This window comes from Streptomyces sp. NPDC008001 (assembly GCF_042958085.1).
Taxonomy (GTDB): Bacteria; Actinomycetota; Actinomycetes; order Streptomycetales; family Streptomycetaceae; genus Streptomyces.
In genome coordinates this window covers 477096-502744 of record NZ_JBIBIZ010000006.1, presented here as the reverse complement: position 1 = coordinate 502744, position 25649 = coordinate 477096, and the positions used below count along the sequence as shown (strand labels likewise).

General features: G+C 73.0%; 23 protein-coding genes and 1 pseudogene. 15 read left to right on the top strand and 9 right to left on the bottom strand.

The genetic code is table 11. The features are described 5' to 3' along the window. Nucleotides 1–16: 16 nt before the first annotated feature. The gene (locus ACFZCD_RS18935; RefSeq protein ID WP_391832150.1) at nucleotides 17–1402 is read right to left on the bottom strand and encodes a hypothetical protein; all 1386 of its coding nucleotides are present in this window, start codon (nucleotides 1400–1402) and stop codon (nucleotides 17–19) included. Nucleotides 1403–1412: 10 nt separating this feature from the next. After that, nucleotides 1413–1658 (bottom strand): MoaD/ThiS family protein, encoded by a 246-nt coding sequence (locus ACFZCD_RS18930; protein WP_391832284.1) that lies wholly within the window; start codon nucleotides 1656–1658, stop codon nucleotides 1413–1415. Between the two features lie 184 nt (nucleotides 1659–1842). Here ACFZCD_RS18930 and ACFZCD_RS18925 point away from each other — a divergent pair, with 184 nt between their 5' ends. Both ACFZCD_RS18925 and ACFZCD_RS18920 read left to right on the top strand, forming a co-directional pair. Next, nucleotides 1843–3576 (top strand): ABC transporter ATP-binding protein, encoded by a 1734-nt coding sequence (locus tag ACFZCD_RS18925; protein ID WP_391832148.1) that lies wholly within the window; start codon nucleotides 1843–1845, stop codon nucleotides 3574–3576. Further along, complete coding sequence (locus ACFZCD_RS18920) at nucleotides 3573–5573, top strand: ABC transporter ATP-binding protein (protein ID WP_391832146.1); 2001 nt, start codon at nucleotides 3573–3575, stop codon at nucleotides 5571–5573. Before ACFZCD_RS18925 ends, ACFZCD_RS18920 begins: the two co-directional genes overlap by 4 nt. Before the next feature lie 195 nt (nucleotides 5574–5768). Here the strand turns inward: ACFZCD_RS18920 and ACFZCD_RS18915 are convergent, their stop codons facing one another. Further along, nucleotides 5769–6656 carry an alpha/beta hydrolase family protein gene (locus tag ACFZCD_RS18915; RefSeq protein WP_391832144.1) on the bottom strand — a complete coding sequence of 296 codons (888 nt, stop codon included), beginning with the start codon at nucleotides 6654–6656 and terminating at the stop codon, nucleotides 5769–5771. Between the two features lie 262 nt (nucleotides 6657–6918). Here ACFZCD_RS18915 and ACFZCD_RS18910 point away from each other — a divergent pair, with 262 nt between their 5' ends. Together ACFZCD_RS18910 and ACFZCD_RS18905 are read left to right on the top strand one after the other, a co-directional pair. After that, the gene (locus ACFZCD_RS18910) at nucleotides 6919–7743 is read left to right on the top strand and encodes a response regulator transcription factor (protein ID WP_391832142.1); all 825 of its coding nucleotides are present in this window, start codon (nucleotides 6919–6921) and stop codon (nucleotides 7741–7743) included. A gap of 23 nt (nucleotides 7744–7766) precedes the next feature. Continuing rightward, the gene (locus ACFZCD_RS18905) at nucleotides 7767–8789 is read left to right on the top strand and encodes a LacI family DNA-binding transcriptional regulator (RefSeq protein ID WP_391832140.1); all 1023 of its coding nucleotides are present in this window, start codon (nucleotides 7767–7769) and stop codon (nucleotides 8787–8789) included. A gap of 10 nt (nucleotides 8790–8799) precedes the next feature. Here the strand turns inward: ACFZCD_RS18905 and ACFZCD_RS18900 are convergent, their stop codons facing one another. Together ACFZCD_RS18900 and ACFZCD_RS18895 are read right to left on the bottom strand one after the other, a co-directional pair. Beyond that, the gene (locus tag ACFZCD_RS18900) at nucleotides 8800–9024 is read right to left on the bottom strand and encodes a response regulator transcription factor (protein ID WP_391832138.1); all 225 of its coding nucleotides are present in this window, start codon (nucleotides 9022–9024) and stop codon (nucleotides 8800–8802) included. A 24-nt stretch (nucleotides 9025–9048) separates the two neighbouring features. Next, on the bottom strand, nucleotides 9049–9318 hold the full coding sequence (locus ACFZCD_RS18895; RefSeq protein ID WP_391832137.1) for a hypothetical protein: 270 nt from the start codon (nucleotides 9316–9318) through the stop codon (nucleotides 9049–9051). Nucleotides 9319–9427: 109 nt separating this feature from the next. On the opposite strand from ACFZCD_RS18895, the gene ACFZCD_RS18890 reads away from it, so the two are divergent. The 5 genes from ACFZCD_RS18890 to ACFZCD_RS18870 all read left to right on the top strand — a co-directional run bounded on the left by ACFZCD_RS18890 (nucleotide 9428) and on the right by ACFZCD_RS18870 (nucleotide 13479). Then, on the top strand, nucleotides 9428–10480 hold the full coding sequence (locus ACFZCD_RS18890) for a LuxR C-terminal-related transcriptional regulator (RefSeq protein WP_391832136.1): 1053 nt from the start codon (nucleotides 9428–9430) through the stop codon (nucleotides 10478–10480). 136 nt (nucleotides 10481–10616) lie between these two features. Further along, nucleotides 10617–11114: a hypothetical protein gene (locus tag ACFZCD_RS18885; protein WP_391832135.1), complete on the top strand. Its 498-nt coding sequence runs from the start codon at nucleotides 10617–10619 to the stop codon at nucleotides 11112–11114. A 217-nt stretch (nucleotides 11115–11331) separates the two neighbouring features. Beyond that, nucleotides 11332–11526 carry a hypothetical protein gene (locus tag ACFZCD_RS18880; RefSeq protein ID WP_391832133.1) on the top strand — a complete coding sequence of 65 codons (195 nt, stop codon included), beginning with the start codon at nucleotides 11332–11334 and terminating at the stop codon, nucleotides 11524–11526. Between the two features lie 146 nt (nucleotides 11527–11672). Continuing rightward, on the top strand, nucleotides 11673–12542 hold the full coding sequence (locus ACFZCD_RS18875) for a JmjC domain-containing protein (protein WP_391832131.1): 870 nt from the start codon (nucleotides 11673–11675) through the stop codon (nucleotides 12540–12542). A gap of 52 nt (nucleotides 12543–12594) precedes the next feature. Continuing rightward, nucleotides 12595–13479, top strand: coding sequence for a JmjC domain-containing protein (locus ACFZCD_RS18870; protein ID WP_391832129.1), 885 nt, complete (start codon nucleotides 12595–12597; stop codon nucleotides 13477–13479). 91 nt (nucleotides 13480–13570) lie between these two features. On the opposite strand, the gene mshD is transcribed toward ACFZCD_RS18870, so the two are convergent. Next, a complete protein-coding gene (gene mshD, locus ACFZCD_RS18865; protein ID WP_391832127.1) occupies nucleotides 13571–14494 on the bottom strand; it encodes a mycothiol synthase in 924 nt (307 codons plus the stop codon). 144 nt (nucleotides 14495–14638) lie between these two features. Between mshD and ACFZCD_RS18860 the strand changes: the two genes are divergently transcribed. Beyond that, nucleotides 14639–16468: a bifunctional metallophosphatase/5'-nucleotidase gene (locus ACFZCD_RS18860; protein ID WP_391832125.1), complete on the top strand. Its 1830-nt coding sequence runs from the start codon at nucleotides 14639–14641 to the stop codon at nucleotides 16466–16468. A 106-nt stretch (nucleotides 16469–16574) separates the two neighbouring features. On the opposite strand, the gene ACFZCD_RS18855 is transcribed toward ACFZCD_RS18860, so the two are convergent. After that, entirely contained in the window at nucleotides 16575–17561 is a 987-nt protein-coding gene (locus tag ACFZCD_RS18855) for an aldo/keto reductase (RefSeq protein ID WP_391832123.1), read from the bottom strand. Between the two features lie 68 nt (nucleotides 17562–17629). Beyond that, a complete protein-coding gene (locus ACFZCD_RS18850) occupies nucleotides 17630–18436 on the bottom strand; it encodes an alpha/beta fold hydrolase (protein ID WP_391832121.1) in 807 nt (268 codons plus the stop codon). A gap of 153 nt (nucleotides 18437–18589) precedes the next feature. Between ACFZCD_RS18850 and ACFZCD_RS18845 the strand changes: the two are divergent. From ACFZCD_RS18845 to ACFZCD_RS18830, 4 genes and pseudogenes are all read left to right on the top strand, one after another. Beyond that, nucleotides 18590–19293 (top strand): annotated as a pseudogene (locus ACFZCD_RS18845) (helix-turn-helix transcriptional regulator). Between the two features lie 135 nt (nucleotides 19294–19428). Beyond that, entirely contained in the window at nucleotides 19429–20550 is a 1122-nt protein-coding gene (locus tag ACFZCD_RS18840) for a S1C family serine protease (RefSeq protein WP_391832119.1), read from the top strand. A 61-nt stretch (nucleotides 20551–20611) separates the two neighbouring features. Continuing rightward, nucleotides 20612–21337, top strand: a complete 726-nt coding sequence (locus tag ACFZCD_RS18835; RefSeq protein WP_391832117.1) for a response regulator transcription factor — start codon at nucleotides 20612–20614, stop codon at nucleotides 21335–21337. Continuing rightward, on the top strand, nucleotides 21334–22728 hold the full coding sequence (locus tag ACFZCD_RS18830) for a sensor histidine kinase (protein WP_391832115.1): 1395 nt from the start codon (nucleotides 21334–21336) through the stop codon (nucleotides 22726–22728). The genes ACFZCD_RS18835 and ACFZCD_RS18830 overlap by 4 nt, the downstream gene beginning before the upstream one ends. A gap of 59 nt (nucleotides 22729–22787) precedes the next feature. On the opposite strand, the gene ACFZCD_RS18825 is transcribed toward ACFZCD_RS18830, so the two are convergent. After that, a complete protein-coding gene (locus tag ACFZCD_RS18825) occupies nucleotides 22788–23969 on the bottom strand; it encodes an acetyl-CoA carboxylase biotin carboxylase subunit family protein (protein ID WP_391832113.1) in 1182 nt (393 codons plus the stop codon). Between the two features lie 791 nt (nucleotides 23970–24760). On the opposite strand from ACFZCD_RS18825, the gene ACFZCD_RS18820 reads away from it, so the two are divergent. Next, nucleotides 24761–25621 carry a helix-turn-helix domain-containing protein gene (locus tag ACFZCD_RS18820; protein WP_391832111.1) on the top strand — a complete coding sequence of 287 codons (861 nt, stop codon included), beginning with the start codon at nucleotides 24761–24763 and terminating at the stop codon, nucleotides 25619–25621. The last annotated feature ends 28 nt before the right edge of the window (nucleotides 25622–25649 follow it).

Genomic DNA, 25649 nt, shown 5'->3' with positions numbered 1-25649 from the left:
GGGGAGGGAAGAGCGATCAGCCCAGGACCCGGCCCAGGACGTAGACCGCGGGGGCCGCGGCCGCCAGCGGCAGCGCCACGCCGGCCGTCATGTGCACGAACCGCGACGGGTAGTCGTAGCTCGCGACGCGGAGGCCGATCAGGGCGCAGGCGCCCGCGGCGAGGCCCAGCAGGGCGGCGGACGTGCCCATGCCCGTCAGGCCGCCCGTGGCGATGCCCGAGCCCGCGGCCGCGGCCAGCGCCACGACGGGCGCGGCCAGGGACGGCAGCGGCAGCGCGCGGGCCAGCGCGGCCACGGCCACGGCGCTCGCGCCCACCACGACGGCGTCGGAGGACGCCGCCAGGTGCCCGGCCGTGATGACCGCGAGGGCGGACGAGGCGGCCGCCGCCGTCAGCCCGTACAGCCGCTCGTCCGGCGCGGCGTGGCTGCGCAGCTGCAGGACGAGGACGAGCAGGAGCCACACGCCGAGCGTGCCGATCACGACGGTCGGCGCCTGGGCGGAGTCGGTGGCCAGCATGCCGATGTCGGCGGCCACGCCGCCCAGGAACGCGAGGGCGATGCCCTGCCGGGCGGGCCACATGCCGTTCAGCCGGAACCAGCCCGCCGCCGTCACCGCCTGCAGCAGCACCAGCGGCACCGCCAGCGCGAACTGCCCCAGCGGCGCGGTGAGCGCGAGCAGCGCGGCGAGCACCGTGGTCACCACGGCGGGCTTGAGGCCCGGCGAGAGGATCTGCGGGCGGCCCTCGGCCTTCGCCTTCTCCGCGGCCGTCATCGGCCGCTCGCCGTCGTCGTCGGAGCTGGAGCCGGAGCCGTGGCTGCGGCCGTGGCCGCCGCCCGGCTCCGGGACCCGGGCGGGCTCGTGCGAGACGGCCCCGGCCACCACGCCGGGCACGACACCCGGGGAGCGGTGCTCCTCGGGAAGCGCCCGGCGGCCGGCCGCGTACGGTTCGGCGGGCTGCTGGGGGAGCGGCCCCTCGGACCAGGACGCGTCGTAGGCGTGGTCCTCGGCGGGCGGGACCGGCTGCTGCCACGTGCCCGTGTCCCACGTCGGCGTCTGCCAGGTCTGCGTGACCGGCTCCTCCTGCGGCGCGGAGTAGCCCTGGCCGCCGTTGGTCGGCCACTGGTACTGCTGTGCGTGCGGCTGCTGCTGGGCGTACGGGTCGTAGGAGTCGTACGCGTCACCGTACGAGCCCTGCTGCGGCGCCTGGTGCTGCTGGGGATCCTGCCGGCCCTGCTGTGCGTGCTGCCCCTGCTGCGCGTGCTGCTGCCGGGGGTCGTACGAGTCGTATCCCCCGCTCTGGTCGTAGGACTGCGCGTCATAGCGCCGTGTCCGGGCGTCGTACGGGTCATACGGGTCGTACGGGTCCTGCGGGTCGTACGTATGGTGCGGCTGATTGCTCATGCTGCCGGGGTCACCCTCCTGCGAAGGGCGGGAGCACCTCTACGGTGCCGCCCTCGGCCAGTTGGACCGTTGCGTGGTCGCGGGTGCCGACCGGGCCGCCGTCCACCAGGAACGAACAGCGCTGCAGCACCCGGGCGAACTCGGGGCGCCCCGCGTGCCGCCGGCGGGCCGCGTCCAGCGCCTCCGCGAGCGTCCGCGCAGCGTACGGCTCCTCGGCCGTACCGGCGGCGGCCTTCGCCGCGGCCCAGTACCGCATGGTGCCCACCGGTCCCGGCTGCCCCGGCAGGGCCGGTTTCACCGGATGTGCCGGTTCTGTCGTCGCCACCGCGACCCCTTTCCTTCTTCTGCCGCCTCCATGATGACGGGTGCCACCAGGGCGGAACGCCCGCCGGGCCAAATAGGGAGGCCGCACGGCGAGGCGCTCGCTTAGGCTGCCGAGTGTGCTGGTCCGACTATCACGGGCATATCTGAGGCCCTACTCCACTTCGATCGCGCTGATCGTGCTCCTGCAGCTCGTCCAGACGCTTGCCACGCTCTACCTACCCTCACTCAACGCCGACATCGTCGACAACGGTGTCGTCAAGGGCGACACCGGCTACATCCTGTCCCTCGGCGGCGGGATGCTGGCGGTCACCCTGGCCCAGATCGTCTGTGCGATCGGTGCGACGTACTTCGGTGCCCGGACCGCCATGGCCGTCGGGCGCGACCTGCGCGCGGCCGTCTTCGACCGGGTGCAGTCCTTCTCCGCGCGTGAGATGGGGCACTTCGGTGCGCCGTCGCTGATCACGCGCACCACCAACGACGTCCAGCAGATCCAGTTGCTCGTCCTGATGGCGTTCACGCTGATGGTGTCGGCGCCGATCATGTGCGTCGGCGGCATCCTGATGGCGCTCGACCAGGACGTGCCGCTGTCCGCCCTGCTGCTCGTCATCGTGCCCGTCCTCGGCGTGATCGTCTCGCTGATCATCTGGCGGATGCGGCCGGTCTTCCGCGGGGTGCAGGACCGGATCGACACGGTCAACCGGGTGCTGCGCGAGCAGATCACCGGCATCCGCGTCATCCGCGCCTTCGTCCGCGACACCCACGAGCGGGAGCGCTTCGACGGCGCGAACGCCGGGCTGATGGACGTCTCGCTCAAGGCCGGCCGGCTGATGTCGCTGATGTTCCCGTCCGTGATGCTGGTCGTGAACCTCTCCTCCATCGCCGTGCTCTGGTTCGGCGGTCACCGCATCGAGAGCGGCGACATGGAGATCGGCGCGCTGACGGCGTTCCTCAGCTATCTGATGCAGATCCTGATGGCCGTCATGATGGCCACCTTCATGTTCATGATGGTGCCGCGCGCCGAGGTCTGCGCCGAGCGCGTCCAGGAGGTCCTGGCCACCGACTCCAGCGTGGTGCCGCCGGTCAACCCGGTCACCGAGCTGCGCGGCGGCGGGCACCTGGAGCTCAGCGGCGTCGAGTTCCGCTACCCCGGCGCGGAGGAGCCCGTCCTCAAGGACGTCTCGCTCGTCGCCCGGCCCGGTGAGATCACGGCCGTCATCGGCTCCACGGGCAGCGGCAAGTCCACGCTGCTGGGGCTGATCCCGCGACTGTTCGACGCGACCGCCGGCACGGTGCGGGTGGGCGGCGTCGACGTCCGCGAGCTCGACCCGGCCCGCTCCGCCGAGGCCGTCGGCCTCGTCCCGCAGAAGCCCTACCTCTTCTCCGGGACCGTTGCCTCCAACCTCCGCTACGGGCGCCCCGACGCGACCGACGAGGAGCTGTGGGCGGCGCTGGAGACCGCGCAGGCCCGCGACTTCGTCGCGAGCATGGACGGCGGCCTCGACGCCCCGATCGCCCAGGGCGGCACCAACGTCTCCGGCGGTCAGCGGCAGCGGCTCGCCATCGCCCGCGCCCTCGTGCGCAAACCGGACATCTATCTCTTCGACGACTCCTTCTCCGCCCTCGACTACGCCACCGACGCCCGCCTGCGGGCCGCGCTGGCCCGCGAGACCGGGGACGCCACGGTCGTCATCGTCGCCCAGCGCGTGTCCACGATCCGCGACGCCGACCGCATCGTCGTCCTGGACGAGGGCCGCGTCGTCGGCACCGGCACCCACAGCGAGCTGATGGGCGGCAACGAGACCTACCGGGAGATCGTGCTCTCCCAGCTCACCGAGGAGGAGGCGGCGTGACGACCCCGGAGAAGCCCGCCGCGGACGGCGGCAAACCCGCCCCGGCCGCTCCCGCCCGCCGCGGACCCGCCCCCGCCACCGGCATCGCCCGCTTCATGGGCGGCCAGCCCACCGAGCGGTCGATGGACTTCGCGGGGTCCGGCAAGCGGCTGCTGGGCACCCTCAGACCCGAGCGTGCCCTGATCACCATCGCGCTCGCCCTGTGCGTCGCGAGCGTCACCCTGTCCGTCCTCGGCCCGAAGATACTCGGCCGGGCCACCGACCTGATCTTCGCCGGCGTCATAGGCAACAAGTTCCCCGACGGCATCACCAAGGCCCAGGCCGTCGAGGAGATGCGGCGCCAGGGCAACGGCACCGTCGCCGACCTGCTCGGCTCGGTCGACTTCACCCCCGGCCACGGCATCGACTTCGACGCCGTGGGCGAGGTGCTGCTCTGGGTCCTGCTGATCTACGTCGGCGCGTCCCTGTTCGGTCTCGTCCAGGCACGGATCGCCACCACCGTCGTGCAGCGCGCCGTCTTCCGGCTGCGCCGCGAGGTCGAGGAGAAGCTCGGCCGGCTGCCGCTCAGCTACTTCGACAAGCAGCCGCGCGGCGAGGTGCTCTCCCGGGCCACCAACGACATCGACAACGTCGCCCAGACGCTCCAGCAGACCATGAGCCAGATCGTCACCTCACTGCTGACGATCACCGGTGTGCTGGCCGTGATGTTCTGGATCTCCTGGCTGCTCGCCCTGGTGGCGCTGGTCACCGTCCCGGTGTCCGTCGTCGTCGCCACGAAGATCGGCAAGCGGGCGCAGCCGCAGTTCGTCGCCCAGTGGAAGACCACCGGCAAGCTCAACGCCCACATCGAGGAGATGTACACCGGGCACGCGCTGGTGAAGGTCTTCGGCCGCGAGAAGGAGTCCGCCGAGATCTTCCGCAAGGAGAACGAGGACCTCTTCGAGGCCGGCTTCAAGGCCCAGTTCATATCCGGTGTCATCCAGCCCGCGATGATGTTCATCGGCAACCTGAACTACGTGCTCGTCGCCGTCGTCGGCGGCCTGCGGGTCGCCTCCGGCGCGCTGTCCATCGGCGACGTGCAGGCCTTCGTGCAGTACTCGCGCCAGTTCAGCCAGCCGCTCACCCAGGTGGCCTCCATGGCCAACCTCGTGCAGTCCGGCGTCGCCTCCGCCGAGCGCGTCTTCGAGCTGCTCGACGCCGAGGAGCAGACGCCGGACGCGGCCGGCGCCCCCAAGCCGGGCCGCGTGCACGGCGAGGTCTCCTTCGAGAAGGTCTCCTTCCGCTACGAGCCGGAGAAGCCGCTCATCGAGGACCTGTCCCTGACCGTCCGGCCGGGCCAGACCGTGGCCATCGTCGGCCCCACCGGCGCCGGCAAGACCACCCTGGTCAACCTGCTGATGCGGTTCTACGAGACGGACGGCGGCCGGATCACGCTCGACGGGACCGACATCGCCGCCATGTCGCGGGAGGAGCTGCGCTCCCACATCGGCATGGTGCTGCAGGACACCTGGCTGTTCGGCGGCACGATCGCGGACAACATCGCGTACGGGGCGCCCGCCGGCACCCCGATGGACAAGATCGTCGAGGCGGCGAGGGCCACGCACGTCGACCGCTTCGTCCGGACGCTCCCCGACGGCTACGACACCGTCATCGACGACGAGGGCTCCAACGTCAGCGTCGGCGAGAAGCAGCTCATCACCATCGCCCGGGCGTTCCTGGCCGAGCCGGAGATCCTCGTCCTGGACGAGGCGACGAGCTCCGTCGACACCCGTACGGAGGTCCTCATCCAGCAGGCGATGGGCCGGCTGCGCACGGGGCGCACCAGCTTCGTGATCGCGCACCGGCTGTCCACGATCCGCGACGCGGACGTCATCCTCGTGATGGAGTCGGGCCGGATCGTGGAACAGGGCACGCATGACGCGCTCCTGGAGGCGGGGGGCGCGTACGCGCGCCTCTACGAGGCCCAGTTCGCCGAGCCGGTCGCCGAGCAGGCGTAGCGCCGTGCCGGCGCGGGCGCGTGTGCCCGTGCCGGGCGGGCGCATTCGTCCGCAGCGGCGGGGAGCAGCCACTGCGTGGCTGTCCGGCGGTGCCGGCGGCTGCCGATTCCGCCGGCCCCTCGCCGTGGTGGTTGCGCGCCGCGGCGGCGGTTCTGAGAGGCAGGGCCCCTCAGAGTCTCTCCGCCGCGACGGCGCTCAGTCGCGGGTGCAGACCCAGTGGGCGATCCGTTCCAGGAGCGGATCGCCCGCCGCGTTCTCCGCGTGGCCGAAGCCCCGTTCGATCCACAGCTCCGTGGACCGCGGGTCGCCCGCGCCGGCGAGCGCGTACGGATGGTCGAGCGGGAAGTACGCGTCCCGGTCGCCGTGCACGATCAGCAGCGGCCGGGGCGCGATCATCGGAACCGCCTCCACGGGCGACAGCGGGACCGGGTCCCAGTCCTCCGCCTGGACCCGCGTCCCCAGCCCGTAGCGCGCGATCAGCCGTCCCGCCGGGCGGGAGATCGCCCAGTGCAGCCGCCGCATGGGGGCGGTACCGCGGTAGTACCACCGTGCGGGCGCACTGACGGCCACGACCGTGTCGGCATGTGCGTCCGTGCGCCCTCCGTGCTCCCGGTGCTCCCGGGACCACGCGCCGGACCGCTCCCCGGTCCGCTCCGGGCCGTAGAGCGCGGCGTGCCGCAGGGCCACGGAGCCGCCCATCGAGAAGCCCACCGTGGCCACCCGCTCGTGCCCGAGCGAGCGGGCCCAGCGCACGGCCGCGGCCAGGTCGAGGACCTCGCGGTCGCCGACGGAGGAGTGGCCGCCCGAGCCGCCGTGCCCCCGGAACGAGAATGTGATCACGGCCGCACGCTGGGCGAACACCCGCGCGGCCCGGCGCAGGCCGGGCCGGTCGAGGGCGCCGGTGAAGCCGTGCGCGAGCACCACCGCGGGCGTGTCGGGCGGTGGGATCCGCGAGCCCGCCCGGGGCTCGTAGGCCGCTTCCACCCGCACCCCGTCGGCTGTCAAGAGCGCGATGCGATGACCACTCGAAGTGATCGACGAAACACAAGGTCGTGCAAAATCGTCCGGACCTCGGAAAGTCATGTGGGTTATTCTGCTGGGCAGAGAGGATCCGGGCAGAGTAGCCCCCGGGTCCTTTTGTGCATTCATGAGCTGAACACGTGCTGAACATGTGCGCAAACATGTGCTGGGACGCACGCAACCGTACGAAGCAGTGCCGCACTCTCCCCCAGAGCAAGGCCTGGGTGGTACCCCTTCGCAGGGACCGAGGAGGAACCGACGTCATGGGCGAGCGAAGCGCGCGGGTCCGCAAGGACCGTACGACCAGTGAGGCGGGTGGCATCCGATGAGTTCCCTGCTGCTCCTGACCAATGCCCTCCAGCCCTCCACGGAGGTCCTGCCGGCGCTCGGCCTGCTGCTGCACAGCGTGCGGGTGGCCCCCGCCGAGGGCCCGGCCCTCGTGGACACCCCCGGCGCCGACGTCATACTGATCGACGGCCGGCGTGACCTTCCTCACGTGCGCAGTCTCTGCCAGCTGCTGCGGTCGACGGGCCCGGGGTGCCCGCTGATCCTCGTCGTCACGGAGGGCGGCCTCGCGGCCGTCACGGCCGACTGGGGCGTGGACGACGTCCTGCTCGACACGGCGGGCCCGGCCGAGGTCGAGGCGCGGCTGCGGCTGGCGATGGGCCGCCAGCAGATCTGCACGGACGACAGCCCGATGGAGATCCGCACCGGCGACCTCTCGGTGGACGAGGCCACGTACAGCGCGAAGCTCAAGGGCCGGGTGCTGGACCTCACGTTCAAGGAGTTCGAGCTGCTCAAGTACCTCGCGCAGCACCCGGGCCGGGTCTTCACCCGGGCCCAGCTGCTGCAGGAGGTCTGGGGCTACGACTACTTCGGCGGTACGCGGACGGTCGACGTCCACGTCCGGCGGCTGCGGGCGAAGCTCGGGCCCGAGCACGAGTCGCTCATCGGCACCGTCCGGAATGTCGGCTATCGGTTCGTTGTGCCCGAGAAGGCCGACAACCCGGGGGAGGGCAAGTCCCAGGGGAAGCCTCAAGGGGCGTCCCGGAGCGCGTCCCAGGGCGGCTCCCGGGGCTCCGCCGAGGGGGCGCGGGCGGAGGAGCCGGAGGCCGCGGAGAGCGGGTCCGCTCGTCCGGCCAGGCAGTGAGTGGACCCGCGTAGACTTCGCGCGTGGCCAAGGTGACGCGGGACGATGTGGCGAGACTGGCGGGGACGTCGACCGCGGTGGTCAGCTATGTCATCAACAACGGGCCGAGGCCGGTGGCCCCGGCCACGCGCGAGCGTGTGCTGGCCGCGATCAAGGAACTGGGGTACCGGCCGGACCGGGTCGCCCAGGCGATGGCCTCCCGCCGGACGGACCTCATAGGCCTGATCGTCCCGGACGCCCGCCAGCCCTTCTTCGCCGAGATGGCCCACGCCGTCGAACAGGCCGCGGCCGAGCGCGGGAAGATGGTGCTCGTCGGGAACTCCGACTACCTGGACGAGCGCGAAGTCCACTATCTGCGCGCGTTCCTGGGCATGCGAGTCTCCGGCCTGATCCTCATCAGCCAGGGCCCGAGCGAGCACGCCGCGGCGGAGATCGACGCCTGGGACGCCCGGGTGGTCCTGATGCACCGCCGGCCCGACGCGATCGACGACGTCGCCGTCGTCACGGACGACATCGGCGGCGCCCAGCTCGCCACCCGCCACCTGCTGGAGCACGGCCACCCGTACGTCGCCTGCCTCGGCGGCACCGAGCGCACCCCGACCGTCGGCGACCCCGTCACCGACCACGTCGAGGGCTGGCGCCGGGCCATGCGCGAGGCGGGGAAGCCCATCGAGGGCCGCCTCTTCCCGGCCCCGTACAACCGCTACGACGCCTACAAGGTCGCCCTGGAGCTGCTCTCCGGCCCCGACCGCCCCCCGGCCCTGCTCTGCGCCACGGACGACCAGGCCATCGGCGTCCTGCGCGCGGCCCGCGAGCTGCGCATCGACGTGCCGGGCGAGCTGGCGGTGGCCGGCTTCGACGACGTCAAGGAAGCGGCCCTGACGGACCCGCCCCTCACGACGGTCGCCTCCGACCGCCAGGCCATGGCCCGCTCGGCCGTGGACCTCGTCCTGGACGACTCGCTCCGGGTGATGGGCACGCGCCGCGAGCGCCTGAAGCAGTTCCCGTCGGCCCTGGTGGTGCGCCGCTCCTGCGGCTGCGGCTGATCCCGGGCTTTCAGCGCCGGCCGGCCGGGGCGGTGAGGCCGTGGCGGACGGCGTAGACGGCCAGCTGGGTGCGGTTCGCGGCGCCGGTCTTGGTGCGGAGGCGGCGCAGGTACGTGTCGACGGTGTGCGGGCTGAGGCGGAGCCGGCGGGCGATCGAGGGGATCGTGTCGCCGGTGCTGAGCAGGGTGAGCACCTGCTGCTCGCGGCCGGTGAGGGTGGGGGCTTCGGCGTTCATGTGAGGGCTCTCCCTGGGGTTCCGTCAGAGGGCGGCGGATACGGAGGTGGCGGGGCGTGCCGCGGAGCCGCCGCCCCAGGACGTGTCGGTCGGACCGCTGCAGCGCTGGGTGGAGCAGCGCGTGGTCGCCGGCAGTTCGAGGACCGGGAGGCGGTCGCCCTGAGCCGCGGACACCGCTGCCTGCCCCTCCGCCGGGGAGGGGGCCGGGTCGAGGCCGGGGGCCGCGAGGGCGAGCAGCGAGGCGACGGCGGCAGTCAGCAGGGTGCGCTTCACGACGATCTCCCAGGTGTGCACGGTGCGTTGACCCTTGCAGGTCAGAGGCGGTTTCGGTGACAGGTGAAAGCCTCGCCGGTCCGTATCCTTGCCGCAACGGATCACATACCTCACCAAGTTGCATGGCAGCATGAAGCAGGGGGGCGAAATGGTGGAAATCCGGCAAGAGGTCGTCCGTCGAGGGGAGGGCGGGGGGCCGGAAACGGGTGAAACGGACGCCGGCGAGACGGAGCTGGCGCTGTACGCCTGGGTCGTGGACCACCAGCGCGTCGACGTCCCGGCCGCCGCCGCCGACCTGGGCCTGGACCCGGAGGAGACCGCGGCGGCCCTGGACCGGCTGCGCGGCGCCGGGCTCATACGGCCCGCCTCCGGCGACCCGGCGCAGGAGTGCGCCGTGGCACCGGAGGCGGCCACGGCGCCCCGGATCGCCGCGCTCGAAGCGGGCATCCGCGAGCAGCAGCTCCGGATCGCCCGGATCCAGGCGGACGCGGAGCGCTTCGCGTCGGCGTACCGGCACCGCGCGGGCAGCTCCAGCGGCCTGGAGGTGATCCCGACCCTGCCGGAGGTCCGCACGCTGCTCACCCGGATGTCCGCCCACTGCCGCGAAGAGGTGCTGGCCAGCCAGCCGGGCGGCGGCTCCCGCGTGCCGGAGGCCATGGAGGAGGCCCTGCTGAGGGACCGGGCGCTGCTGGAGCGGGGCGTGCAACTGCGCACGCTCTACCACCATACGGCGCGGTTCCACGGCCCCAGCCAGGCGTACGTGGCGGCCGCCTCCGCGCTGGGCGGCCAGTACCGCACCAGCCACGAACTCTTCGGCCGCATCATCGTCTTCGACCGCGAGACGGCGTTCCTGCCGACCGCCGACGACTCCTGGGGCGCGGTCGTCGTCCGCGAGGCCAACACCGTCGCCTACCTGTGCCGCCTCTTCGACCAGACGTGGGAGGCCGCCACCCCGTTCTCCAACGCCGCCGACGACGGGCTCGCCAAGGTCTCCGGCGAGCTCGACCGCACCATCCTGCGGCTGCTGGCCGCGGGGCTCAAGGACGAGGCGGTCGCCCGCAGGCTGGGCATGGCGCTGCGCACGACGCGGCGTCACATCGCCGACATCATGGACCAGTTGTCGGCCGAGAGCCGCTTCCAGGCGGGCGTCGCCGCGGCCCGGCAGGGGCTGCTGGAGGACTGAGCCCCTGCCCGCCCCACGGGCCCGGGGCGCCGCCCCGGCCTGTGGCGCAAAGCCGTGACTATCCCCTCCCCTGACGCCTGGGCAGTGTTCTTGGCGCCGCCGCCCCTCCCGCGGGCGCGGCCGAGGGAGGAACACCATGACAAGCCTGCTGACCTGCGGAGCGCTCGACACCCCCCTGCTGTCCGAACTGGCCCTCTTCGTCCGGACGCACCGGGGCCGGGGCCCCGGGCTGCTCTGGCCGGAACACGCCAGCCCGGACGACTGGGACCGTCCGCCCGGCGACCTGGCCGCTGGGCTGGCGCTCCGGCTCGGCTGCCCGGCGGCGGAACTCCAGGGGCCGGGGGGCTCGTTCACCGCGCCGGCCGCTCTGCCGGCCGCTCTGCCGCCCGCTTTTCCGTACGAGCTGCCGTACGACCTGCTGGTCTTCCAGCAGGCCGGGAGCAGCGGGTGGCGGCTCCACGCCCCGGGGCGGTCCGCTGCGGCCGGCGGCGCCGCGGAGGGCGACGGACCGGAGCTGCGGCTGCGCGCCGGGGAGGTCCTCTACGTGCCCGGGGGCTACGCGGCCCACGTGCGGCAGTCCCGGGGGGCCAGGGACTACCGGCTGCTGCTGGGGTGGGGGAGCGAGGGCCGGTGACCCGCGGCCTGTTGACCGCTCGGCGACGTACCGCCTCCCGTACGGATCCCCGGTCCCGCGGGTCCGTGACCGGATGCCCGTGACCGCGGATCCGGAACCGTGAACCCGTGACTGTCGCGGCGCCGCCGCCCGTCCCAGGATGGAGCGCAGCGAGGCAAGCCGCCCCCGGGCCGGAGACCTCGCCACCCCATCCCGTACCGACAGACGGAGCATCGCCATGGACCAGAACACCACCGCCCCCGCCGCCCCTCTCTCGAAGCGCACCGCGCTGACCCGCAAGGCGGTGCTGTCCGTGGCCGTCGCCGCGGCCGTCGGCGGTGCGATCTTCGCCCCCAACGCCGTCGCCTCCTCCTCCGCCCCCGAGACCAAGGTCGAGGCCTCCTGCGGCGGCTGCCCGCTCGACGTCATCTGACGGAACCGCCTGCGTACGGGCCTTCGGGCCCTCCGGCCGGTCGCCGGAGGGCCCGGGCACGTCAACGCACAAGCACGGGCACGACGCACAAGCACGACCGCACAAGCACGACGTCACGAGCACGAAGCAGGGAGAGGGCGCACGCCATGGACTGGCTGGAACGCTGCGTCGGGGACGTGCAGGCCTTCCTGCACACCCACTGGCGCCAAGGACCCGCGCTGCTGCGCCCCGCCGATCCGCCGACCGAGGTCCTGAGCACCGCCGACATCGACGGCCTCATCGACGGAGGACTGCTGCGCGTCCCCTACGCCGCGCTCTACTCCGCGGCGGGCCCGGTCCCGGAGGAGCGGTACTGCCCGCCCCGGCTCGTCGCCGGCCGCCGCCTCGACGGCTGCCTGGACCCCGGGCGGGTCCGGGCGCTGATCTCCGACGAGAACGCCACCCTGCAGCTGCGGTACCTCGACCACTGGCACGACCCGGCGCGGGCCCTGGCCCACGGCGTCGGCGCCCGGCTCGGCCGGCTGGCCGAGGCGTTCGTCTTCCGGTCGCACCCCGGGCGCAGCAGCGCGGTCCACCGGGACGACGGGGACGTCCTGGTGATCCAGCTGAGCGGCAGCAAGCGGTGGCAGGTGTACGGAGGGCCCGCCGACGCCCACTGGCAGCCGGTGCCCGAGGCCGACCCCGGCCCCGTCCTGCTGGAGGCCACCGTGGAGCCGGGCCAGGTCCTCTACGTGCCCAACGGCTTCGCCCACGCGGCCCGGGCCACCGGAAGCGGGCCGTCGCTGCACCTCACCGTCGTCCTCCGGGAAGCCCGCGTCAGCCACCTGCGCACCGAGCTCGCCGCCCGGCTCGCCGCGGGGCTCGCGCTGCCCGCGCGCCCCCTCGACGACGAGGAGCTGACCAGAACGGCGGCCGCACTCCTCGGCCACTTCCGGACCCGGCTGGCCGGCACCACTCCGCAGGCTTTGGTGGACGCCGCGCGCCGCAGCGCCCACAGCAGCCGCCCCACGGCCTGACCCGGCCCCGGCCGCCCGTACCACCCCCGACCCGACGGAGAGCGAACCGACCGTGACCGCGAACTGGCTCGAACGATGCGTGGGGGACACCCGGCACTTCCTCGCCACCCACTGGCGCACCGCACCGGCGGTCCTGCGCCCGGACCGTCCCCCCGTCGACGTGCTGCCGCACGCCGAGCTCGACCGCCTCCTCGACCACGGCCTCCTCAAGGCGCCCTACATCAACCTCGTCCAGGAACACGGACAGCTCCCCACCGAGCGGTTCTGCACGCCCCGGGTCGTCCTGGGCGAGGTGGTCGAGGACTACGCCGACGCCGATGCCGTACGCGGCCTGATCCGCGACGAACGGGCCACCCTCCTCCTGCGCTACGTCGACCAGTGGCACCAAGGCGTACGCGCCCTCGCCACCGGTGTGGGCGCCGAACTCGGCCGCCAGGTGGAGGCGTTCTACTTCCTCACCCCCGGCGGCACCCAGGGCCGCCCCGTGCACCGCGACGACGCCGACGTCCTGGCCGTCCAGATCAGCGGCGCGAAGCGCTGGCGGGTGCACGGCGGGCCCGCCGACGGGAACTGGGAGCCGCGCCGGGAGGACGGCGACCCCGGCGAACCGCTCCTGGACACCGTGCTGCGCCCCGGCGAGGTCCTCTACGTGCCGCGGGGCTTCGCCCACCGCGCGAGCGCCGTCGGCGACAGCCCGTCCGCGCACCTGTCCCTGACCGTCCGCGAGGCGGGCACGGCCCACCTCTACACCCTTCTCCAGGCCCTCCTCGCGGACGGCCCCGACCTGGCGGACCGCCCCCTCGGCGACCCGGCCCTGACCGCTGCCGCCGACGCCCTCCTGACCCACTGCCACAACACCCTGGCCACCCTCACCCCGGAAAGCCTGGTGGAACAGGCACGAGCAGCAATGCGCGGCGCGGCGGGCACGCCCCGATAGGGGCGCGGGGAACTGCGCGCCCAGCCACGACGGGCCCGCAGCCGAAGCACCACAGCAGAAGCCGTGGAAACCGCCCGCCCCGCGGAGCGGCCTAGCTCTCGGTCCGGTACATCAGATCCGTCTCATGGATCTGGAACCCCAGCCCCTCGTACACCGCCACCGCCGCCGCATTGTCCGCGTCCACGTAGAGCATCGCCGTCGGCAGGCCCTGCGCCGCCAGGTGGCGGAGGCCGATCGTGGTCAGGGACTTGCCCAGGCCGCCGCCCTGCGCGCCGGGGGCGACCCCCAGGACGTACACCTCGCCGAGGCCCTCCTGCGCGTGGGTCTTCGTCCAGTGGAAGCCGATGACGCGGCCGTCCTTCTCGGCGAGGAAGAAGCCCTTGGGGTCGAACCACTCCGCGGCCTTGCGGTCGTCGAGGTCCCGCTGGACGAGCGAGCCCTGCTCCGGGTGGTGGGCGAAGGCCGCCGCGTTCACCGCGAGCCACTCGGCGTCGTCCTCGCCGGGCCGGAACGCCCGTACGGTCACGCCCGGCGGCAGCACCGGCTCGGGCAGGACGAGGTCGTGCAGCGGGCGGCGCATCTGGCGGAGCTCGCGGAAGAGGCTCATGCCCAGCACCTGCGCGAGGTGCCGCGCCGCCGGGTGGCCGCCGTGCGCCCACACCCGCAGCCGCTTGCCCGACTCGTGCAGCAGTGCCGAGCCGAGCGCCCGCCCGTGGCCGCGGCCCCGGTGCGAGGGGTGCACCACGAGCTCGCCCGCCGGCGCCTCGACGGGGTCGCTGTCCTCCAGCTGGCCGTAGCCCACGAGCTGTCCGTCGCCCGTCCGCAGCAGCACGTGCCGGACGCCCGCCCTGCGCCCCTTCAGCTGCAGCCTGCCCTGCTCGGACACGGCCGGCTGCCCGTCGGTCTCCGCCGCCTCCGTCACCAGCTGCAGCACGTCCTGCGCCAGCCCCGGCGGGAGTTCGTCCAGCACCTCGACCGACCGCTGTCCGTTCGCGTTGTTCGTGACGTCGCTCATGGTGCGAGCCTACGACGCGGGCGGCACCGAATCGTCACAGCCAACCCTCCTGACGGTCTACACGGGTTGATCTAGGCTGCCGCCGACCACTCCACGCGTTTTCTCGACCGAGTCGAGCTCACAAACATGCATAAAGGGGAACACATGCACGCGACGCCGCCACGCAATCGCCTGGCGAGACGGCTGACCGCCACCGCCGCCGCGCTCGCCGCCACCGCCGGTGTCCTGGCCACCGCCGCCCCGGCCGACGCCCGCACCCCCGGCCACCCGGGCCGCACCGTCGATGTCCAGCTGCTCTCCTTCAACGACCTGCACGGCAACCTCGAACCGCCGCAGGGCTCCTCGGGCACCGTCACCGAGGCCCAGCCCGACGGCACGACGAAGGCGATACCCGCCGGCGGCGTCGAGTACCTCGCCAACTCGCTGCGCACCGCCCGTAAGGGCCACGAGTACTCGATCACCGCGGCCGCCGGCGACCTCATCGGCGCCAGCCCGCTGATGAGCGGCCTCTTCCACGACGAGCCGACCATCGACGCGATGAACAGGATCGGCCTCGACGCCACCTCCGTCGGCAACCACGAGTTCGACGAGGGCCGCGCCGAGCTGACGCGCATGCAGCGCGGCGGCTGCCACCCGAAGGACGGCTGCGCCGAGCCGGGCAAGACCTTCAAGGGCGCCCGCTTCCCCTACCTCGCCGCGAACGTCCTGGACGAGAAGACCGGCAAGCCGATCCTCAAGCCGTACACGGTCTGGGAGCACAAGGGCGTCCGGATCGGCATCATCGGCCTCACGCTGAAGGGCACGCCCGACGTCGTCACCGCCGAGGGCGTCAAGGGCCTGAAGTTCACCGACGAGGTCGAGACGATCAACAAGTACGCCAAGGAGCTCGACCGCCAGGGCGTGAAGTCGATCGTCACCCTGGTCCACGAGGGCGGCATGCCCGCCTCCGGCGCGTACAACTTCAACTGCGACACCCCGGGCGCCGGCGCCGGCATCTCCGGTCCGATCGTCGAGATCGCCAAGAGGGTGACGCCCAAGGTCGACGCCTTCGTCACCGGCCACACCCACCAGGCCTACGCCTGCACCATCCCGGACCCGTCCGGCGCCCCGCGCACGGTGACCTCGGCCGCCTCCTTCGGCCGCCTGTACAACGACACCACGCTCACCTACGACCGGCGCACCAAGGACATCGTCCGCACCCCGGTCAAGAGCGCGTACGGCAAGCCCGCCGCGAACCCGCGCACCGCGAACCACGTCGTGGACCGCAACCAGCCCAAGGCCGCGGACATGACCGCCCTCATCGACCACTGGAAGAAGCTCGCCGCCCCCGTCGCCGACAAGCCCGTCGGCTACATCAGCGCCGACATCAACGGCCGCGGCTCCGAGGCGTACGAGAAGCCGCTCGGCGACGTCATCACCGATGCCCAGCTGGAGGCCCTCGCCCCCGCGGACAAGGGCGGCGCCCAGATCGCCTTCATGAACCCCGGCGGCATCCGCTCCGACCTCGCCTTCAAGGCCTCGGGGACCGAGGGCGACGGCGTCGTGACGTACGGCGAGTCGTTCACCGTGCAGCCCTTCACCAACATGATGCAGACGAAGGACCTGACCGGCGCACAGCTCCTCGCCGTGCTCCAGCAGCAGGTCAGCGGCCCGAACACGGCCGAGCCGAAGATCCTGCAGGTCAGCAAGGGCCTCACCTACACCCTCGACCTGACGAAGCAGGGCGCCGACCGCATCGTCGCCTCGTCGGTCAAGCTGAACGGCACCGCCGTCGACCCGGCCAAGACCTACCGCGTCGCGGGCAACGAGTTCCTGATGGGCGGCGGCGACGGCTTCCCCGCCTTCAAGGAGGGCACCAACAAGCACGTGGGCCCGTCCGACCTGGACGTCTTCAACGCCTACCTGACGTCCCACTCCTCGAAGACCGCCCCGCTGGCCCCGCCGGCGGCGGACCGCATCACGGTCATCAAGTAGCAGCGCTGCTGTCCACTTCACGCCCCGGCGTGAAGTGGACAGCAGCGGCAGCCATTGCAGCAGTGGCCCCGGGGCCGCGGTTCGTCACGTGTGAACCGTGGTGGGCTCAGCCGTTGACGAAGGTGAGGCTGGTCGCGTCGTAGCGGGTGCCCGCGATCTGCTCGGGCGGGGCGGCGGCCTCGATGGCGGCGAGGTCCTCGGGGGTCAGTTCGATGGCCAGGGCCGCGAGGTTCTCCTCCAGGTACCGCTGCCGCCGGGTGCCGGGGATCGGCACGACGTCGTCGCCCCGGTGCTGCACCCAGGCCAGGGCGAGCTGGCCGGCGGTGACCCCCTTCTCCGCGGCCAGCTCGTTCAGCTTCGCGACGATCGCCAGGTTCCGTTCGAGGTTGCCGTCGGCGAAACGCGGCTGGCTGCGCCGCACGTCGGTCTCGGCCAGCCCTTCCACCGAGCTGTACTTGCCGGTCAGGAAGCCGCGCCCGAGCGGGGAGAACGGGACCAGGCCGATACCCAGCTCGCGGCAGACCGGGGCGATCTCCGTCTCCAGGTCGCGGGTCCACAGCGACCACTCGCTCTGCAGCGCCGTGATCGGGTGCACCGCGTGCGCCCGCCGGATCGTGCTCGCGCCGGCCTCGGACAGGCCGAGGTGGCGGACCTTCCCCTCCCGCACCAGCTCGGCCATGGCGCCGACGGTCTCCTCGATCGGCACCTGCGGATCCACCCGGTGCTGGTAGTAGAGGTCGATGTGGTCGACCCCGAGCCGGCGCAGCGACGCCTCGCACGCCTGCCGCACGTGGGCCGCGTCGCCGCGGACCCGGGTCGGCTCGCCCAGCCGGTTGGCGAAGCCGAACTTCGTGGCCAGCACCACCTCGTCCCGGCGCCCGGCGACAGCCCGCCCGATCAGCTCCTCGTTGTGCCCGAAGCCGTAGAAGTCGGAGGTGTCCCAGAAGGTCACCCCCAGGTCGAGGGCGTGGTGCAGGGTCGCGATCGACTGCGCATCGTCGCTCTCGCCGTAACCGTGGCTCATGCCCATGCACCCCAGGCCCTGCGCGGAGACCGCCAGGCTGCCCAGGTACCGGGTGGGGACGTTGGTCATGCTGCTGCCTCCTGAACTCGTGATCAACTGTCCGGGACGCTAGGTGTTGGAGCGCACTCGAAGTCAACTCAAGACGCCGCGGCGGGGCTGTCGGTGAAGTCGGTCACGAGCTTGACGAAGGCGTCCTCCTGCTCGAAGAGCATCACGTGGCCCGCGTCGATCTCGGCGTAGACGCTGCCGGAGATGGCGGCGTGGAGGGCGCGGCTGTGTTCGACCGGAACGGTGATGTCCTGGGTGCCGCCGATGACGAGGGTGGGAGCCTGGATGCGGGGCAGCAGGTGGCGGATGTCGACCTTCAGGTCGTAGGCGATGTGGCGCAAGGTGCCCTCGGTGGGCGGCATGTTGGGGATCAGGGCTTCGAACTGGGCGCGGCCGATGCGGTTGAGGAACTCGCGGCTGAAGCCGGTCATCGCCACGGCGCAGCCGAAGGAGGCGGGGTCGCTGGTGCCGAGGTCGTGCCAGAGGGTGAAGAGGCTGCGCAGGTATTCGTCGCTGTCGGTGTGGGCCCAGCCGGCCACGAGGATCAGTCGTCGTACGAGGTCGGGGCGGAGCGCGGCGACGGTGGCGGCGACGGTGGAGCCCATGGAGAAGCCCAGCAGGTCCACCGGTCCGTCTGCGGCGTCCTCGATGACGGCGATGACCTGGGCGGCGAGTCCTTCGCCGGTCAGGGGAGCGCCGTCGTCGAGGGTGGCTTCGGTGCCCGACAGGTCGGGGGTGATCACGGTGCGGTGCGGGGTGAACCGGGGGGCGGTCTGCCCCCAGTTGACGGCGGCGCCCGACGATCCGGTGCCGTGGACCAGGACGAGCGCGGGGCCGGAGCCCGAGCCGGTCTTCTCGTAGTGGACCTGTGCGCCGTTGACGGTGATGGTGGCCATGCCAGTGCTCCCTGCGGGTGGTGCTGCGGCTGAGGTGACCGGGGCGTTCGTGCTCCGGCCCGGCCTACAGTGCCGCCGCCGTCCAGCGCCCGGGAGAGCATTGCCGAAGCTGGGATCGTCAGTCCCTGGTTCGGCTCCGCACCGTCCGGCAGGATGATCATCATGAAGATCGACCGTGCTGGACTCGCCGACTTCCTGCGCCGTTCCCGCGACCGGGTACGCCCGCAGGACGCGGGCCTGCCCGCCGGCCCGCGCCGCCGCACCCCGGGCCTGCGCCGCGAGGAGGTCGCCCAGCTCGCCGGCATGTCCGCCGACTACTACATCCGCCTCGAACAGGCCCGCGGCCCCCAGCCCTCGCAGGAGATGCTCGCGGCGCTGGCCCGCGCCCTGCGCCTGTCCGGCGACGAACGCGACCACCTCCACCTCCTCGCCGGCCGGCGCCCGCCCGTCGGCCGGATCACGTGGTCTGGCGCTGGTTCACCGACCCCGCCCAGCGCGCCGCCTATCCGGCCGGCGACCACGACCACCACAGCCGCCGGCACGTGGCCGACCTGCGTGCGGCCGTGGGCCGGCGCGCGGGCGACACCGCCGCGACCCGCCTCGTGGAACGGCTTCGGCAGGCCAGCGAAGAGTTCGCCGGTCTGTGGGAGCTGCACGAGGTCGCGGTCCGCAGGGCATCCCGCATGCGTATCGTGCATCCGCTGATCGGCCCGGTCGACCTGGACTGCCAGGTACTGCTCGCACCGGAGGGCGACCAGCGGGTGGTCCTGTACACGCCGCCCGTCGGGAGCGACACCGCCGAACGCCTCGCCCTGCTCAAGGTCGTGGGCACCGGCCAGTTCACCCCGACCGGCTGACAGGCCACGGCAGGACGGGGTAGGGCGAGGTAGGGCGGGGTCCCCACACGCACTTATACCGACCGAACAGACTTCTCGGCCCGTTTTCAGTGCTCCCTCAGACAGTTCTCATGTACGAGCCGCAGAGTCGTTCCCATGACGGACAACACTCGCCCCTACGGCGCCCAGGAACCCCGGCCGCAGCAGCCCTACGCGTACCCCGAGGCCCCCGCGTACCCGCCGCAGCAGCCGGTCACCACGGCATCCGGCGTGACCGTCTGGCCCGGGGACGGGTCCGGGAACGGGTCCGGGAACGGCGGGGGCGGCCCGTACGCCGGGTTCGCCGAGCCGCAGCCCCCCGGGTCCCCCGCCTCCCCGGCCCACCACGGCGGCCGCCGCGCCCGTAAGCCCGCGGCGCTGCTCGCCGCCGTGGCGATCGTCGCCGCGGTCGTCGGCGGCGGGTCGGCCGCCCTCGTCGGGGAGCTGACCGGCCGGGCCGACTCCACCACCCACTCCACGCCCGTCCAGAACGCGTCCTCCCGGAGCAGCGGCGGCGTCGCCGCCGTCGCCAAGGCCGTGAGCCCGAGCATCGTGGAGATCAAGGCCACGACCACCAGCGGCCGGTCCACCGGCTCCGGCGTCGTCGTCACGGGCGACGGCGAGATCGTCACCAACAACCACGTGGTCGCCGGCGCCGACACCGTGCAGGTCGCCTTCAGCGACGGCAGCACGAAGACCGCCAAGGTCGTCGGCACCGACCCCGACAAGGACCTCGCGCTGATCAAGGCCGAGGGGGCGAGCGGCCTCAAGCCCGCGGCGTTCGGCGACTCCCGCAAGGTCAGGGTCGGGGACGAGGTCGTCGCGATCGGCTCCCCCGAGGGCCTCACCGGCACCGTCACCAGCGGCATCGTGTCCGCCCTCAACCGCGACGTGACCGTCTCCAAGGAAGAGGGGCGCGGCAAGCAGCAGCGGGGCGTCCCGCAGTGGCCCTTCGAGTTCGGCGGCAACCAGTACAACGGCGACACCGGCTCGTCCAAGACCACCTACAAGGCCATCCAGACCGACGCCTCCCTCAACCCCGGCAACTCCGGCGGCGCGCTGATCAACATGAACGGGGAGATCATCGGCATCAACTCGGCCATGTACGCGCCCAGTTCCGGCGGCGGCGCCGGCGGGTCCGCGGGCAGCGTCGGCCTCGGCTTCGCGATCCCGGCCGACACCGTCAAGGCCGACCTCGCCAAGCTCCGGGCGGGCGGCGCGGGTGGCGGCGACAGCTGAGCGCACGGCCGTGCGAGGCTGAGAAGCACCCTGACACCACCGCACCCGTGAGGTACCGCCGATGAGCCCCGCCGACCACGGCGACCAGCCCGCCCGCATCCTGATCGTGGACGACGAGCCCGCCGTCCGCGAGGCCCTGCGCCGCAGCCTCGCCTTCGAGGGGTACGCCACCGAGCTGGCCGTCGACGGGCTCGACGCGGTCGCGAAGGTCGCCGCGTACGACCCGGAACTGATCGTCCTGGACGTGCTCATGCCCCGCATGGACGGCCTCACCGCCGCCCGCAGGCTGCGCGCCTCCGGCGTCACCGTGCCCATCCTCATGCTGACCGCCCGCGACACCGTCGGCGACCGCGTCACCGGCCTGGACGCCGGGGCCGACGACTACCTCGTCAAGCCGTTCGAGCTGGACGAGCTGCTCGCCCGCATCCGGGCCCTGCTGCGCCGCAGCGCCTACGCGACGACCGCGCCCGCCGCCTCCGCCACCCTCTCCTTCGCCGACCTGCGGATGAACCTCGACACCCGCGAAGTGACCCGCGGCGACCGGGCCGTGGAGCTGACCCGCACCGAGTTCACGCTCCTGGAGCTGTTCCTGGCCCACCCCCGGCAGGTCCTCACCCGTGAGCAGATCCTCAAGTCCGTCTGGGGCTTCGAGTTCGAGCCGTCGTCCAACTCCCTGGACGTGTACGTGATGTACCTGCGCCGCAAGACGGAGGCCGGCGGCGAACCGCGGCTCGTGCACACCGTGCGCGGCGTGGGCTACGTCCTGCGGGCGGACGGCGCCGAATGACCGCGAGATTCCGGCGGCTGCCGCTCCGCTCCCGGCTGGCCCTGCTGACCGCGGCCGCCGTGGCCGTGGCCGTGGCCGTCGCGGCGGCCGCCTGCTGGCTGGTCACCCGGCAGGAGCTGGAGCACCAGCGGGACACGACCCTCACGAGCGTCCGCGCCGACGACGCCACCGTCAAGACGCTGCTGCGCAACTGCGGCTCCGTCCCCAGTGGGCCCTCCACCCTCTTCCGCCCCTACACCGTGCAGATCATCACCGGCGAGGGGTTCGTCTGCAGCACGGTCGGCAAGTCGCCGATCAAGGTGGAGACCGACGACCTCCTCGTCGCCCAGCGCCAGCAGCCCCAAGCCCTGCACGACGCCCAGGCCGAGGACGGCACGGAGATGCGGGTCGCGACCTCGCCCGGGCCGGTGCCCGGCACGGCCGTCTCCATCGCCCAGCCCCTCCGCGAGATCGACCGGCCGCTCAACGCCCTGGCCGTCGTCCTCGCCCTCACCGCCGGCGTGGGCGTCGTCCTCGCCGCGACCGCCGGCGCCTGGATCGCCCGCGCCGGGCTGCGGCCCGTCGACCGGCTCACCGGCGCCGTCGAGCACATCGCCCGCACCGAGGACCTGGCCGTTCGCATCCCCGTCGAGGGCGAGGACGAGATCGCCCGCCTCTCGCGCTCCTTCAACGCCATGACCGCGGCCCTCGCCTCCTCCCGCGACCGTCAGCAGCAGCTCATCGCCGACGCCGGGCACGAGCTGCGCACCCCGCTCACCTCCCTGCGCACCAACATCGACCTGCTCGTCCGCAGTGAGGAGACCGGCCGGCGGATCCCGCCGGAGGACCGCAAGGAACTCCTCGCCAGCGTCCGCGCCCAGATGACCGAGCTCGCCGCGCTCATCGGCGACCTCCAGGAGCTCTCCCGCCCCGACGCGGGCCCCGGCAGCGAACCCGTCCAGGTGATCGCCCTGCACGAGGCCGCCGGCCGGGCCGTCGAGCGGGCCCGGCTGCGCGGCGCCGGACTGGACTTCCGGGTGCACCTGGAGAGCTGGTACGTACGGGCCGAGCCGGCCGCCCTGGAGCGCGCCCTGGTCAACCTGCTCGACAACGCGGTGAAGTTCAGCCCGCCCGGCGGCGCGGTGGAGGTCGCCCTCTCCTCCGCCACCGGCGAGCTCACCGTCCGCGACCACGGACCGGGCATCGCGCCGGACGAGCTCCCGCACGTCTTCGACCGCTTCTGGCGCTCGCCGTCCGCCCGCAGCATGCCGGGCAGCGGGCTGGGCTTGTCGATCGTCGCCCGCACGGTGCGGGCGGCCGGCGGCACGGTGGCCTTGCGGCCGGCGGAGGGCGGCGGAACGGTCGCCTCGGTCCGCCTACCGGGCGCGCCGGTGGCTCCGCCGGCGTTGTAGGAGGCCGCGGGCGGGATCGGGGCCAGGGCCAGGACCAGGGCCGGGGCCGGGGCCCGGGATCACCCGTGCCGGTGCCGGCGGCCCGGAGTCGCCGGCGAGGCGTCCGTCGCCGAAGACCGGCCGGAGGCCCCCCGCGGCCGGGGCCGTGCGGCCGCCCGCCTCGTCCGCCGCCCCCGCGCGCCGGAAGGCGTCGTACTGGCTCCGCCGGCCCGTGGCGCCGCTCGCCGGGACGTCACCGGTGCCGGAGCCCGCACGGGCTCGCCCAGGTAGGAGGCGATGACCTTGTCGAAGACGTCCCGGACCAGGGCGGCGGAGAGCGTGGCGGCAACGGTGCGGCCCGCGAAGCGCGGGGTGAACTCCACGACCTTCGGCCCGTCGGCGGTGAGCGCGAACTCGATGTGCGCGGGCCCGTTCTCGTACCCCATCAGGCGGGCCAGCCGGGCGCAGAGCCCCGTGATCCGCCGGTGGACCTCCGGGGAGAGGTCGACCGGGAAGCGGTCCGCGAGCTCCATGAAGTACGGGAGTTCGCTCATGATGCGGTCGCTGACGCCGAGGACGTGCGGTGTGCCGCCGGCGTAGAGCGCCTCGGCGCTGACCACCGGCCCGCTGAGGAACTCCTCCACGAGCGGCACGCCGCCCCGCCCGCCGGACTCCTCCAGCACCTCGCGGAAGTGCCAGCGCAGCTCGTCCGCGTCCGCCGCGAGGACGACGCCGTGGCTGCCGGTGCCGAGGGAGGGCTTGAGGACGACCGGATAGCCGGTGGCTTCCGCGGCGGCGAGGGCGCTCGCCAGGTCCGGGGCGGCGGTGCTGCGCGGGGCCGGGACGGATCCGGCGGCGCAGGCCCGCCGGAAGGCGTGCCGGTCCCGGGCCAGTCGTGCGAAGGACGTGGGCAGGAAGGGGATGCCCAGCTTCCCGGCCGCGGCGGCGGCCGGCAGCAGGCACTGCTCGTCGGGTGCGATCAGGGCGAACTCGCCCTCGCCGCGCAGCTCCTGGAAGAGTCCGGTCAGCTCCTCCGCGGACCGGGTCTCGCGGACGCGGATCCCGACCGGCCCCGATTCCAGCAGGTGCCGGAGCGGCTCGGTGGCGTACCGGCCCGTGTCACGGGTGACGAGGGTGACCCGGCCGGCCTTGCGCACGGCCGCCTCGACGAGGCGCAGGCCGGTGCCTCCGGCAGGCGCTTCGACGAGGACGATGTGACCGGCCGTGGTGCCGGTCTCGTTGCCTGACGTGGCGGAGTGCATGACCGTACGGGTTCCTCGGATTGGCTTCGGGCCGCCGTGCTCCCCTCCTCGGCACGGCAGCCATGGCACACACAAACACATACCGCACGGTCTGTTCAATGGATCCTGGTGTGATCTGCCCCTCTGTCAGAGATATGCAAGGAAGATTGATATTTCGACCTTCATTTCCTCGGGTGTACTGCATGAAGCACCGATGAACGCGTCATTGCGTGGCCCTGCCCGTCAATACCGGTGCGGTCACCACCATTTCCGGCGGATCCCGGACGCTCCGCCCCTGCGGGACCGACCGGCCCGTCTAGCGTGACGGCCATGTCATGCGATCCGCGCAACCGGGACGACCACGCGACCGCAGCAACCTCCCGCCCCCGGCCGTACGAGACGGTGATCCCGACCCCGAGCGGCGGCAGATGGGTGAGCCGGAGTGACACGGGAGTGCCGGAGTCCCGGTAGTCCCGGACGTCTCCGTGGCCCCGGCTGCCGTCGGGGTCACGAGCGAGCAGTTCACCGGTCAACCGGACGGCTTCGTCCGCGAGTTCGGCGAGTCCGTAGACCTCCAGGACGGTGCGTACGGTGGACTGTGCGACGTGAGCGGAACGCGGATCGTGGGGGAGGTCGAGCGTGTACGACCAGGATTCCTGCGGCGATACCGTGGCCATGCCGGCTCCTCGGGCGAGGCGAGCAAGTGGGGGGCGCGGCTCACACCGTACGCCGCCCGGCCAAAGGTATTTAGCGGTGCGGGCAGAACTACTTCGGTAAGCACCCATGTGGGTGACGCGCGGGAGAGGCGAGAGATGCCGGTGAGGAGCAGTCCTACGGCACGTCAGCTCCGGCTCGGCGCCGAGCTGCGCAAGCTGCGCGAGCGGGCCGGGCTGACCTCGACCGAGGCGGGCCGCCTCCTGGGCACCAACCAGGCGCAGATCAGCAACATCGAGGCGAGCCGCTACGGGGTGAGCGCCGAGCGCCTGCGCGCGCTCGCCCGCAACTACTCGTGCTCCGACGAGGCGCTCGTCGCGGCCCTCGTGGAGATGGCGGGCGAGCGCAAGCGCGGCTGGTGGGAGGAGTACCGCGAGATCCTCCCGGCCGGGCTGCTGGACCTCGCCGAGCTGGAGCACCACGCCGTGGCCCTGCGCGCGTCGTACGTGGCGCACCTGCCCGGGCTGCTGCAGACGGCCGAGCACTGCCGAGAGGTCTTCCGCCAGGTGGTGCCGCCGCTGTCGCCGCCGGAGATCGAGCACCGCGTCTCCCACCGCATCAAGCGCCAGGCCGTCCTCTACCGGGAGAACCCCACCCCCTACACGGCCATCGTCCACGAGGCCGCGCTGCGGATGCGGTTCGGCGGGCCCGCGGTCGCGCGGGCGCAGCTGGAGCACATCCTCGCCATGAGCGAGCGCGAGCACGTCCGGGTCCTGGTGATCCCCTTCGACGCGGGGGCGTTCCCGGGCTCCGGGCAGTCCACCCTGTTCGCGGTCGGCCCGGTGCCCCAGCTGGACACGGTGCACGTCGACCGCGAGCACGGTTCGGAACTGGTCGACGCCGCGGCCCAATTGGACCGCTACCGGATGGTGCTCGACCGCATGGAGGCCGTGGCCCTCGGCGAGGCGCGGTCCCGGGACCTGATCCTGGGCATCGTGCGCGGGCTGGTGGGCAGGTGAACGGGTGAACCTGCGGGCGCCCGCCGGT